Below are 11,707 nucleotides of genomic sequence, written 5' to 3'. Positions count from 1 at the left end.
TGGCCTCCTTGCCGCCGGTCAGCTCGCGCACCAGCTCCGCGACGGCGGGCATACGGGTGGAGCCGCCGACCAGGACCACGTGGTCGATCTCGGCCAGCTGGATGCCGGCGTCCTTGATGACGTTGTGGAACGGGGTCTTGCAGCGCTCCAGCAGGTCGGCGGTGAGCTGCTGGAACTGGGCGCGGGTCAGCTTCTCGTCCAGGTGCAGCGGGCCCTCGGCCGACGCCGTGATGTACGGCAGGTTGATCGAGGTCTCGGTGGAGCTGGACAGCTCGATCTTGGCCTTCTCCGCGGCCTCGCGCAGGCGCTGCAGCGCCATCTTGTCCTTGGACAGGTCCACGCCGTGGCCGGACTGGAACTGCTTGACCAGGTAGTCCACCACCCGCTGGTCCCAGTCGTCACCACCGAGGTGGTTGTCGCCGTTGGTGGCCTTGACCTCGACCACGCCGTCGCCGATCTCCAACAGCGAGACGTCGAAGGTGCCGCCGCCGAGGTCGAAGACGAGGATCGTCTGGTCGTCCTTGTCGAGCCCGTAGGCCAGGGCGGCCGCGGTCGGCTCGTTGACGATCCGCAGCACGTTGAGGCCGGCGATCTCGCCCGCCTCCTTGGTGGCCTGCCGCTCGGAGTCGTTGAAGTACGCCGGGACGGTGATCACCGCGTCGGTGACCTTCTCGCCCAGGTAGGCCTCGGCGTCCCGCTTCAGCTTCTGCAGGATGAACGCGGAGATCTGCTGCGGGTTGAAGTCCTTGCCGTCGAGGTTGATCTTCCAGTCGGTGCCCATGTGGCGCTTGACCGACCGGATCGTCCGGTCGACGTTGGTGACGGCCTGGCGCTTGGCCACCTCACCGACAAGCACCTCGCCGTTCTTGGCGAAGGCGACGACGGACGGCGTGGTCCTGGCGCCCTCTGCGTTGGTGATGACGGTGGGCTCGCCGCCTTCCAGAACGCTGACGACGGAGTTAGTCGTGCCCAGGTCGATGCCGACCGCACGTGCCATGGTTGATTCCTCCAACTGCCTACTTGAGTGGAACTGGCTCAAGAGTGCATCAGCCCGGCCCCCGTGTCAACAGACATGAGTCGCCTCGACTCAACTTAGCGGCGTTCGTATCGCGCAAACATGAGCGGGACATGCCGAATCCGCGCCAAAGGCTGCGAGGTCGCCGAGCCGCGGGCCCGCGGCGGGCCCCCGTCCGAGCCGCCGCATAGGAGGCGATCGGGCGGGCGGCGCAAGGCTTCCGGCGACCCGGCGCCCGGGCGGGCGCCTACGGCACGTCCAGGGGCCGGTCGCCCCGTACGGCCGCGAAGAGCCGGTGCGCCTCCGGTTCGCGCGGTACGTCGCGGCCCTCGCCGTCGGTGGCCGCCGGCACCGTACGGAAGGCCAGCGCCCCGGGCGGGAGCGCACGCAGCGAGCCGGCCAGTTCGTAGAGCGCGGGCAGCGAGCTGAGCCCGGGGTCGGCCGTGATGGACGAGGTCGCGCTGTCCAGGATGCCGTAGAGGCGGCCCGGATGGGTAAGGCCGCCGCCCGCCCCCCGGGCGAGGTCGCGCAGCAGGTCGCCCCCGCTGCCCCGGCTCCCGGTCCCGGCCCTGCTTCCCCCGCTCCCGATACCGACACCGCTCCGGCTCCCACCCCCGCCCCCGCCCCCGCCCCCGACGACCGTCGCGGCGATCTTGCGGAAGCCGCGCGCGTTCACCACCAGGTGGTGGTCCACCCGAATGCCGCTGAGCTGCTCGAACGCCCGGATGGAGCAGGCCGCGCCGCCAACGCGGTAGGCCGCGGCGAAGCGCTCGTACGCGACCGGACTCGTGCCGCCGCCCGGCAGCGGGCAGCGGGGCGCGCGGACCATCAGGTCGCCCGGCACCGCGACGGCGGTGGCCCGGCGCCGCCCGGCGGACAGGTGCAGCAGGACGGCCCCCTCCGCGCCGCGCGGGCCGTCCCCGCCGATCACCAGGATGTTCCTGGCCCCGGGCACCAGGGCGCGGGGCCGCTGCCGGGCGTCCTGGGCGAGCAGCCGCGCCGAGGCGCGGTCGGTGCGGATGTTGCCGCTGAACTTCCGGTACGCGGCCCAGCCCAGCGCCACCGCGACCACCAGGACGAGCCCGGCTCCGATCGCCACCCACCGCAGCACGGCGCGCATCCCGCAGACCTCCTCCCGACCGCCGGCCCGAACCCGGAACCCGTGACCCGCAGCCCCGAACCTGGAACCCGTAACCCGTAACCCGTGCCCCGGACCCCGGGCCCGTACCGTCGGCCTCGGACGTCGGCCGTCACCTTGACGCTGTCCGTCTGATCCATGATTGTCACGATCAAAGGCTTTTCAATCGCGGCCTTGACGCGCGCGACACAGATCACGAGCGGCGCGGCTTTATGGCCCCCTGAAACCCGGGTAACCTCAGCGGAGACCCCAATAAGTTACCGCTTAGTACGAAGCCGCACTACGCATCGGCTGCGCAGGCCCGAGGAGCCCTCATGCAACTCGCCGCGATCATCGTGTCGCTGGTCCTCACCGCGGTAGGCGTCGCGCTCATCAGCCTCGCCGTCGTGCAGATCTACCGGTTCGTCCGACTGGGCCAGCCGGTGCCCGAGGGCACCCGCACCAACGATCCGGCCGCGCGCACGAAAACCCTGCTGCGCGAGTTCGTCGGCCACACCCGGATGAACAAGTGGGGCGTCATCGGCGTCGCCCACTGGTTCGTCGCGTTCGGCTTCCTCACCCTGGGCCTGACGATCGTCAACGCCTACGGCCAACTGTTCAAGGCCGACTGGCTCCTGCCGGTGATCGGCGACTGGCTCCCGTACGAGTTCTACACCGAGTTCATCGCGCTGTTCACCACGCTGGGCATCCTCACCCTGATCACGATCCGGCTGCTGAACCTGCCCTCCCGGGCCGGCCGCAAGTCCCGCTTCGCCGGCTCGACCGCCTGGCAGGCGTACTTCGTGGAGTACGTGATCGTCGTGATCGGGCTGGCCATCCTGACCCTGCGCGGCCTGGAGGGCGCGCTGCACGGCGTCGACCACTACGAGGCCGCGTACTTCGCCTCGTACCCCCTCGTCGCCGCCTTCCGGCACCTGAGCACCGCCTCCGTGCAGAACATCGTGTACGCGACCGCGATGATCAAGCTCGGCGTCACCATGGTGTGGGCGATCGTGCTGGGCCTGAACACGAACATGGGCGTCGCCTGGCACCGCTTCCTGGCCTTCTTCAACATCTGGTTCAAGCGCAACGCCACCGGTCCGGTCGCCCTGGGCGCGCTGCAGCCGATGACCAGCGGCGGGGTGCCGATCGACTTCGAGGACCCGGGCGAGGACGACGTCTTCGGCGTCTCCCAGGTCGAGCAGTTCTCCTGGAAGGGCATCCTCGACTTCTCCACCTGCACCGAGTGCGGCCGCTGCCAGTCGCAGTGCCCGGCCTGGAACACCGGCAAGCCGCTGTCGCCGAAGCTGCTGATCATGTCCCTGCGCGACCACGCGCACGCCAAGGCGCCCTACCTGCTGGCCGGCGGCGGCAAGACCGCGGAGGGCGAGGAGAAGGCCTCCGCCGAGGCCCTGAAGGACGTCCCCGCCGCCGCGCTCGCCGAGGCCGAGCGCCCCCTGATCGGTACCGCCGAGGCCAACGGCGTCATCGACCCCGACGTCCTGTGGTCGTGCACGACCTGCGGCGCCTGCGTCGAGCAGTGCCCGGTGGACATCGAGCACGTCGACCACATCGTCGACATGCGCCGCTACCAGGTGATGATCGAGTCGTCCTTCCCCTCCGAGGCGGGCACGATGCTCAAGAACCTGGAGAAGAAGGGCAACCCCTGGGGCCTGCCCAAGAAGCAGCGCCTGGCCTGGGTCAAGGAGGTCGGCTTCGAGGTCCCGGTCGTCGGCGAGGACATCGAGGACCTCACCGAGGTCGAGTACCTGTACTGGGTCGGCTGCGCCGGTTCCCTGGAGGACCGCGCCAAGAAGACCACCAAGGCGTTCGCCGAGCTGCTGCACATCGCGGGCGTGAAGTTCGCCATCATGGGCGGCGAGGAGAACTGCACCGGCGACTCCGCCCGCCGCCTGGGCAACGAGTTCCTGTTCCAGCAACTTGGCGCCGAGAACGTCGCCATGCTCAACATGGCGTTCGGCGAGGACGACGAGGACCCCGCGACCAAGAAGCCCAAGGCGTCCAAGAAGATCGTCGCGACCTGCCCGCACTGCTTCAACACCCTGGCCAACGAGTACCCGCAGCTCGGCGGCGAGTACGAGGTCATCCACCACACCCAGCTCCTGCAGACCCTGGTCGACGAGGGCAGGCTCGTCCCCGTCACCCCCGTCGAGGGCCTGATCACCTACCACGACCCCTGCTACCTGGGCCGCCACAACAAGGTCTACACACCGCCGCGCGAGATCATCGCCAAGGTGCCGGGCCTGCGCAACGAGGAGATGCACCGCCACAAGGAGCGCGGCTTCTGCTGCGGCGCGGGCGGCGCGCGCATGTGGATGGAGGAGCGGATCGGCAAGCGCATCAACAACGAGCGCGTCGACGAGGCTCTCTCCCTCAACCCCGACATCGTCTCCACCGCCTGCCCCTTCTGCCTGGTCATGCTGACCGACTCGGTCAACGGCAAGAAGAACGACGGCGCCGCCAAGGAGAGCCTCCAGGTCGTCGACGTCGCCCAGCTCCTGCTGGACTCCGTGCGGACGCCGGTCGCCGCCGCGGGCACGGCGGTGACGGAGGAGGAGCCCGCGGGGGCGTGACGGGGCGCCCGCCGGCGCGCGCGGTGCGGTCCCGGGTTGCGCGCGGGCGCGCGGGCCGGGGCGCGCCGGCGCGGGCCGCGCCCGCGTACGTGTCACAGGTTGGTGGCAAAGGGACGGTTCCGTACGGACCGCGGCGCCCGGATGCGGCCGAACGGGTACGTTCGAAGGCGTGGCTGGTTTCAGGGAACAACGGGGTGCGGGTGGCGAACGGACCGGCCACCCGCCGCGGTACGGGCAGCCGGGCGCTGGGCACGGGCAGCCTGCCGCGGGGTACGGGCAGCCGGGCGGCCACGACGACGCCCCCGGCCACACAAGGGCGTTCACGATGCCGGACGGGGCCGTCGCGGGCGCGGCGGGCCCGCACGGCACGTACGCCCCGGGGGACGACGGGCAGTACGGCGGGTACCCCGACCCCGACGCGTACGACAACGTGGCCACCTACCGGGCCGGCCAGTCCAGCGCGCCGCCCGCGGGGCCCAGGCTGCCCTGGAAACCGCTGCTGAAGGGCATCGTGCGGCACCCTGGCCGTACCTTCTGGCAGATGCGGGACCACACCCTGTGGGGCCCGGCCCTGACCGTCACCTTCGTCTACGGCCTGCTCGCCGTCTTCGGCTTCGACCAGGCCCGGCACGACGTCCTCTCGTCGACCCTGTCCACCAGCATCCCGTGGGTCCTCACCACGGGCGTCGCGGTGGTCCTGGGCACACTGATGCTGGGCGCGGTCACCAACGCGCTGGCCCGCCAGCTGGGCGGCGACGGCGCATGGGCGCCCACCATCGGCCTGGCCATGCTGATCACGTCCCTCACGGACGCCCCGCGCCTCTTCTTCGCCCTCTTCCTGGGCGGCGGCAACGGCTTCGTCCAACTGGTCGGCTGGCTCACCTGGCTGGCGTGCGCGGCGCTGCTGACGTCGATGGTCGGCAAGTCGCACGACCTGCCGTGGGGCAAGGCCCTGGCCGCCTCGTCGATCCAGCTCGTGGCCCTGCTGATCCTTTTCAAGCTGGCGCTGATCTGACGGCTCGCGCGGGCGGGCCGGGCGGACGGCCCGGGCGGCCGGCCCGGGGGCGGTGCGGAAGGGCGGTGCGGCGGTCCGCCAGGAACGTACAAGACCGGCGGCCGGGCCCGGCGCGAGGGTGGCGGCATGCACACGGAACCGCGCACCGACACCACGCCGCAGCCCACCCCCGACGCCCCCCACGCCCCCGTACGCTTCGACACCAAGATCGCGGTGCTGCTGCGGGACGACTTGGAGCCGTGGCAGCGGCTGAACGCGACGGCGTTCCTGGTCAGCGGCCTGGGCACGGTGCTGCCCGAGGTGGTCGGAGAGCCCTATGAGGACGCGGACGGCGTACCGTACCTGCCGATGTTCCGGCAGCCGGTCCTGGTCTTCGAGGGCACGAGGCAGATGCTGGCGACGGCCCTGGCCCGGGCCCTGTCGCGGTCGCTGCCCCGGACCGTCTTCACGTACGACTTGTTCGCGACGGGCAACGACCGGGACAACCGCGCGGCGGTACGGGCGGTGCCGACGGCCGGGCTGGACGTGGCCGGACTGGCCGTGTACGGGCCGCGCAACGGGGTGGACAAGGTGATGAAGGGCGCGCGGATGCACCCGTGAGCGCCGCCCGGCTCACACCTGGGTGCGGTGGAAGCCGATGTAGGAGCGGGAGGGGGTGGGCCCGCGCTGCCCCTGGTAGCGCGAGCCGTACCGCGAGGAGCCGTACGGGAACTGGGCCGGCGAGGTCAGCCGGAACAGGCACAGCTGGCCGATCTTCATCCCGGGCCACAGCTTGATCGGCAGGGTGGCGACGTTGGACAGCTCCAGCGTGACGTGCCCGGTGAAGCCGGGGTCGATGAAGCCGGCCGTGGAATGCGTGAGCAGGCCGAGCCGCCCGAGGCTCGACTTGCCCTCCAGCCGCGAGGCGATGTCATCCGGAAGCGTGATGACCTCGTACGTGGAGGCCAGCACGAACTCCCCCGGATGCAGGATGAAGGCGTCGTCCCCCTCCGGCTCCACCAGCCGTGTCAGGTCCGGCTGCTCGACGGCGGGGTCGATGTGCGGATACCGGTGGTTCTCGAACACCCGGAAGAACCGGTCCAGGCGCACGTCGATGCTCGACGGCTGCACCATCGACGGTTCGAACGGGTCGACGCGCACGCGCCCGTTGTCGATTTCGGTCCGGATGTCCTTGTCAGAGAGAAGCACGCCACGAGGTTAACGCCATCGACGCCGCCCCCAGCCCCCGCACCTACCCCCGCCCGTCCCCTGCCCCGACGGGCACGGCGTGCCGCAGCCGCGCGCACTTCGGACACCTCACCAGCCGCGCGGGCCCCAACCGCTGGGCCCCCAACCGCTGCAAGGGAAACGAAGCCGTACTGAACACATGCCCCTCGGCACAACGAACCAGCGTGCTGCGCTCCATGAAGTCCCTTCCCCAACTCCCGGCACGGCCGACAAACCCCCACATTAGGGGATCCCCCATCCTCCCCAGCACCACCACGCCCGGCCCACCCTCAACCTACCCCCCCACCCCCGAACCCCTTCCCCCACACCCCTTCCCCGCCCTCCCCCGACACCCCCTGACCACACCCCCGGCCCCCACCCGATGCGCTACACTCGCTCTACGAGCCACCCTCCCAGGGCGCGCTTTTGCGGATGTAGTTTAATGGTAGAACATGAGCTTCCCAAGCTCAGAGCGCGGGTTCGATTCCCGTCATCCGCTCGGAAGAAAAGGCCCAGGTCGAAGACCTGGGCCTTATTCGTTGTCTAGACCGGATTATGCATTCCGTGCCCGTTCCGTGCCCGATTGGTTGGCGTCGGGCACGGATTCTGGATTCGCGTCGGCGCCTTCCGTAGCCTTGCGCCGCTCGTTCCGCACCCGGGCGTCGATGCCTGCGGCCACCTCCTTCTGGCGGTCGTGGTCGGAGTGTTGGTAGATCAGGGCCGCCCGCTCGGAGGACTGGCCGGCGCGGACCATGGTGTCCTTGAGGGTCGCACCCGAGCGGGTCGAGAGGGTGTGCCCGGTGTGCCGCAGGTCGTAGAAACGGAAGTCGTCGGGCAGGCCGACTTTCGCCCGCGCCTTCCGCCATTTCCGCCCGAAGGTCGACCGGCGGAAAGGAGCACCCTTCTCCCCCACGAACAGCAGGCCATTCGGTTCCTTCTCGGCGTACCAGGCGAGATGCCGCACCAGGTCTTTGCGCATGAATTCCGGGAGAGCGAGGAAACGACGACCGGCCGCGGACTTGGTATCGCCAGGCACGCGCCGCCCGGTGGCCAGCTCGGGTTCCGCCGACCGGATCCACACGCCCACATCTTCCGTGTCGACGTCCAGGCGCCGCAGAGCCGCTTGCTCCTCCGGGCGCGCCGGCCCGTACGCGGCGAGGTACACCATCAGCCGCCAGCGCGGCCCCATGGCGTCCGCGAGCGCGTCGACCTGGGCGACGGTGGCGATGGGCCGCTCGGGTGCCGATTCCTTCCCGGCCCCGCGGATCCGGCAGGGGTTCCGGCGGATGAGTTCATCGTCGGCCGCCGTCTGCAGGATCGCCTTGAGAAGCCGGTACGACTTGGCTACGGTCGTTGACCCGGTCGCGGCCAGCCGCTCGGCCCGCCACGTCCGCACGGCCGGCGGAGTGATCTCGTCGAGGTCCAGCCCGCCGAAGGTTGGCAGGAGGTGAAGCCGCAGCAGTCGCCGGTACAGCTCATCCGTCGTGGCGGCCAGGCCCCGTTCCTCGATCCACCGCACCGCGTACTCACCGAAGTTGACGGCCCCGGCAGCCGGGTCCTGCCAGCGCCCGGACCTCACCTCACTCTGCCGATCGGCGAGCCAGTCGTCAGCGTCCTTCTTGGTCGCAAAGGTGTGCGGCGCCGGTCGGTCGACGCCATCAGGCCCGAGGTAACGGGCCTGGAACCGCCCGGACGGCAGCTTGCGGATGCGCCCGAACGCCCTCTTCTTGGCAGCCATCAGACAGCCCTCCTCAGCCCGGACCGACGGCGCCGAGCAGGCTGCACTGTGTTCGCCTCGATGAAGGCCGCAAGCGCGCTCTCCGGGATGCGGACGTGACGGCCGACCTTGACGAAGGTGATGCGCCGCTCGGCGACCAGGCGGCGGGGGAACCGCTCGGTGGTGCCCAGAAGTTCGGCGACCTGGGCGACGGACAGAAAGCGCTCAGCCATGGGTGGGTTCTCCTTCCGTTCCGGGGGCGGGTTCGAGGGAGGTGGCGAGCCAGGTTTCGGCGGGGGTGAGGCCGGTGCCGGCGAAGGTCCAGTGGGAGAGGACGTACGTCGTTTCCTCGGGTTGCTGCTGGCCGTTTTGGGCGCGGCGGTAGTCGGCGCGGGCGGTGCGGAGGGCGCCGAGGGTGGTGGAGTAGTGGCGGGTTTTGGTGGAGAAGTGGCCGCGGAAGCCGAGCATGTGAGCCCAGGCGCGCAGGCGGAGGTGTTCGAGGTCTTTGCGGGCGCCGAGGGTCCATGCGGTGCGGATCAGGCGGCGGGCGTGATCGGTGAGGTGGAGGTGGGCGAGTTCGGCCAGGAAGCGGATGGGACGGTCGAGGGTGCCGGTCGCTGTCTCAGCGCCCTTGGTGGCGTACTTAGCGATGTAGGCGGCGACCGCCCGGTCGGTCAGTTCAGCCGAGCCGGTGAAGTCGGCGCCGCGGATGGTGCGTACGTCGAGCTGGCGGCCAAAGGCGAAGGTGTGCTTGCGGCCGTCGAGGGTGGGACCGGTCACGCGGGCGGTTGCGGCGGCGGCGCGGATGGCGTCGGCCAGCATGTCGGCGGTGGCCCAGGCGGGCGGTGGGGTGGTGCCGCCGTCGGGGCCGTCGAGGCGGATGACGGCGTGGAAGTGGACGGCGCCGCGCCGTTGGTACTCGGCGACCTTGGCGAAGGAGACGCGGGCGTGCTGGCGGAAGGCGCGTTGGGAGAGTCCGGCGCGCTTGGCGATCTCGCGGCGCAGGTAGATGGAGAATCGGCGCCACAGAGCCCCGGCGTGGGCGTTCCAGAGCACGGCAACTTCGTAGTCGTACGTGTCGGGGTCCAGCGGTGTGCCGAGTTCGGGTGCGTCGGCGGGGTGCTCAGTTCCGCAGCGGCAGCGGCCGGAGTCGGGGCGGTTGTGGACGGGGCCGAAGCCGGGGGCGGTGAAGGTCGCGAAGACGCGCGGGTGGTGGGCGACGTCTTCTGGGGTTCCCTTGCCGCCGCGGAGTCCGGCGGTGATCAGGTGGAACGTGTCGCGGCGGTAGGTCTCCGCACACGCCGGGCAACGAGTCGTACGGCGGTTGTTGCAGCGCACGAGGAGGTGGCCGGCGGGCAGCCGGTCGGAGGTCATGCGGTGCAGGACGGCGCCGATTTCGCCGGTGGTGGTGTCGAGGGCGTGTTCGGTGCGGTGGCCGTCGAGGCGGATGGGGTGGGTGCAGCCGCCCAGGCCGGAGAGCTGCCGGAGGAGTTCCGGCATGGTGCCGAGGGCGGCCAGGGCGCCGAGTTCGGGCAGCGGGGGCGGGGTTGCGCGGGTGATGATGGTTCTCCTTCACGGACTGCGGTTCGTGGAGTACGGCTGCCGGGGCGGCGGATGCTTGGCGGTATCGGTGCCGCCCCGGCAGTTCGGACAGGTCAGCGCTGACGCGGGGGCGTGAGCAGCGAGCGCAGGACCACGGCGACGACGGCGACCGAGACGGCCGCGACGGTCACGGCGACCAGGAGCGCGGTCAGGACGACGCCGACCGTGACGACGACGGCCGCACCTCCCGCGATCACGCCGAGGGTGGGTGCGGTACGACGGGCCGGAGCGCCGGTTTGGCAGTGGCAGGCGGGTGCGTGCGTGTGCTGGACGGGAACGACCGGCGGGGCCGGCTGGGACGTCGGGACGGCCGGAGGCGGGGCGAATTTGGGGCTCAGGAACACGACGGGGGCTCCTCTCAACTACTCGTCTAGGTGTGTTTGCCGTTGACGATCTGGACGCCGTTGCGCGTGCTGGTGTCGATGGCGGGGGCGAGGACGGTGTGGGCGAGGTAGAAGCCGAACAGTGCGATGACGACGGCGACCCACAGGCGGATGCCGAGGAACTTGATCGCGGCCCAGGCGATGATGCCGAGGACGGCGACCAGGGGCAGGCTGACGGTCACGGGTGGGACGGTCCTTTCAGCGGGCGGGGCAGCGGTGGGTACGGGCGGCCAGTTCGGCGGCGGCGCGGGAGTCGTACTCGGTCGAGAAGCCGCAGCGCGGGGCGGTGCAGGCGGCGGTGTGCTTCTCGCGGCCCCGCTGGTCGTAGGCGGTGCCGACCTGGACGGGGCCGATGCGGACGAGGTGGCGGAAGCGGCGGTTGGCGGGCACGGGCGGTGTTCTCCTTTCAGAGCTGGGCGCCGATGGCTTCGGCGAGTGGTGCGGGTACGCCGAGGCGGGCGCGGAGGGTCGGGGTGTCGATGGCGTTGCCGGTGCGGGTTTGGTGGTCGGCGGCGACCTTGCGGGCGTGTGCGACCAGGGCGGCCGGGACGGCGGGGCCGGGTTTCACGGGCACGGGGTCGGCGGTTGGTTCGGCCGGAGGCGGAGTGACCGGAGCCGGTTCGGCCTGTGGGGCGGGGGTGTGGGCGAGGAGCGTTCCGCCGAGGAAGGCCACGGCCGGCCAGCCTGCGACGAGGATGCGCAGCCATGCGGGTACGGCGTGGAGGTTGAGCATCCCGGCGGTGGCGATGTTGGCGCCGAGGGAGGCGGCCAGCGAGACCACGAACCAGCACCAGGCCGCGCCTTTGCCCGTACCAGTACGGAGCCGACGCCAGGCCGCGACGAGCAGCAGGTCGACGGAGACCGGGTAGGCCCAGGCTTTCCAGCCGTACTGTCCGGCCACGCCCGCGATGTCGTGCAGGTGGGCGAAGGACAGCGAGGCGGCGATGACCGCTTGGACGAACACCGCGTCAACGCGGGCCAGGCGAGCGCGCATGGCGGTCCGGTCCTTTCTGCCGGGGTTCAGCCGGCGGCGTTGAGTTCGTTGGCGCGGGTGCGCG

Annotated in this window: 13 protein-coding genes and 1 tRNA gene; 4 read left to right on the top strand and 10 right to left on the bottom strand. The window is 70.9% G+C overall.

The genetic code is table 11. The features are described from left to right. Positions 1-997: Hsp70 family protein (locus K7G61_RS33715; protein WP_225850956.1), on the bottom strand; the 997-nt coding region annotated here is incomplete at its 3' end. A gap of 265 nt (positions 998-1,262) precedes the next feature. Further along, the gene (locus tag K7G61_RS33710) at positions 1,263-2,135 is read right to left on the bottom strand and encodes an LCP family protein (RefSeq protein WP_225850955.1); all 873 of its coding nucleotides are present in this window, start codon (positions 2,133-2,135) and stop codon (positions 1,263-1,265) included. Between the two features lie 332 nt (positions 2,136-2,467). Between K7G61_RS33710 and K7G61_RS33705 the strand changes: the two genes are divergently transcribed. The 3 genes from K7G61_RS33705 to K7G61_RS33695 all read left to right on the top strand — a co-directional run bounded on the left by K7G61_RS33705 (position 2,468) and on the right by K7G61_RS33695 (position 6,341). Further along, positions 2,468-4,726, top strand: coding sequence for a (Fe-S)-binding protein (locus K7G61_RS33705; RefSeq protein WP_225850954.1), 2,259 nt, complete (start codon positions 2,468-2,470; stop codon positions 4,724-4,726). A 169-nt stretch (positions 4,727-4,895) separates the two neighbouring features. After that, on the top strand, positions 4,896-5,741 hold the full coding sequence (locus K7G61_RS33700) for a Yip1 family protein (protein ID WP_225850953.1): 846 nt from the start codon (positions 4,896-4,898) through the stop codon (positions 5,739-5,741). Between the two features lie 126 nt (positions 5,742-5,867). After that, on the top strand, positions 5,868-6,341 hold the full coding sequence (locus K7G61_RS33695) for a DUF2000 domain-containing protein (RefSeq protein ID WP_225850952.1): 474 nt from the start codon (positions 5,868-5,870) through the stop codon (positions 6,339-6,341). Between the two features lie 12 nt (positions 6,342-6,353). Here K7G61_RS33695 and dcd read toward each other — a convergent pair whose 3' ends face one another. Continuing rightward, positions 6,354-6,929 (bottom strand): dCTP deaminase, encoded by a 576-nt coding sequence (gene dcd, locus K7G61_RS33690; RefSeq protein WP_225850951.1) that lies wholly within the window; start codon positions 6,927-6,929, stop codon positions 6,354-6,356. Between the two features lie 446 nt (positions 6,930-7,375). Between dcd and K7G61_RS33685 the strand changes: the two genes are divergently transcribed. Continuing rightward, positions 7,376-7,446, top strand: a tRNA-Gly gene (locus K7G61_RS33685). Positions 7,447-7,500: 54 nt separating this feature from the next. On the opposite strand, the gene K7G61_RS33680 is transcribed toward K7G61_RS33685, so the two are convergent. The 7 genes from K7G61_RS33680 to K7G61_RS33650 all read right to left on the bottom strand — a co-directional run bounded on the left by K7G61_RS33680 (position 7,501) and on the right by K7G61_RS33650 (position 11,643). Further along, positions 7,501-8,685, bottom strand: coding sequence for a tyrosine-type recombinase/integrase (locus tag K7G61_RS33680; RefSeq protein ID WP_225850950.1), 1,185 nt, complete (start codon positions 8,683-8,685; stop codon positions 7,501-7,503). Then, positions 8,685-8,897: a helix-turn-helix domain-containing protein gene (locus K7G61_RS33675; protein WP_225850949.1), complete on the bottom strand. Its 213-nt coding sequence runs from the start codon at positions 8,895-8,897 to the stop codon at positions 8,685-8,687. The genes K7G61_RS33680 and K7G61_RS33675 overlap by 1 nt, the downstream gene beginning before the upstream one ends. Beyond that, the gene (locus K7G61_RS33670) at positions 8,890-10,164 is read right to left on the bottom strand and encodes a replication initiator (protein WP_225850948.1); all 1,275 of its coding nucleotides are present in this window, start codon (positions 10,162-10,164) and stop codon (positions 8,890-8,892) included. Before K7G61_RS33670 ends, K7G61_RS33675 begins: the two co-directional genes overlap by 8 nt. A gap of 155 nt (positions 10,165-10,319) precedes the next feature. After that, positions 10,320-10,610, bottom strand: a complete 291-nt coding sequence (locus K7G61_RS33665; RefSeq protein ID WP_225850947.1) for a hypothetical protein — start codon at positions 10,608-10,610, stop codon at positions 10,320-10,322. Positions 10,611-10,636: 26 nt separating this feature from the next. Continuing rightward, positions 10,637-10,831, bottom strand: a complete 195-nt coding sequence (locus K7G61_RS33660; RefSeq protein ID WP_225850946.1) for a hypothetical protein — start codon at positions 10,829-10,831, stop codon at positions 10,637-10,639. 16 nt (positions 10,832-10,847) lie between these two features. Beyond that, a complete protein-coding gene (locus K7G61_RS33655; protein ID WP_225850945.1) occupies positions 10,848-11,039 on the bottom strand; it encodes a mobile element transfer protein in 192 nt (63 codons plus the stop codon). 16 nt (positions 11,040-11,055) lie between these two features. Then, complete coding sequence (locus K7G61_RS33650) at positions 11,056-11,643, bottom strand: DUF2637 domain-containing protein (protein ID WP_225850944.1); 588 nt, start codon at positions 11,641-11,643, stop codon at positions 11,056-11,058. Between the last annotated feature and the right edge of the window lie 64 nt (positions 11,644-11,707).

The organism is Streptomyces sp. HPF1205 (assembly GCF_020400825.1).
Taxonomy (GTDB): Bacteria; Actinomycetota; Actinomycetes; order Streptomycetales; family Streptomycetaceae; genus Actinacidiphila.
The sequence above is the reverse complement of the archived record's forward strand: the minus strand, read 5'-3'. Positions and strand labels throughout refer to the sequence as shown.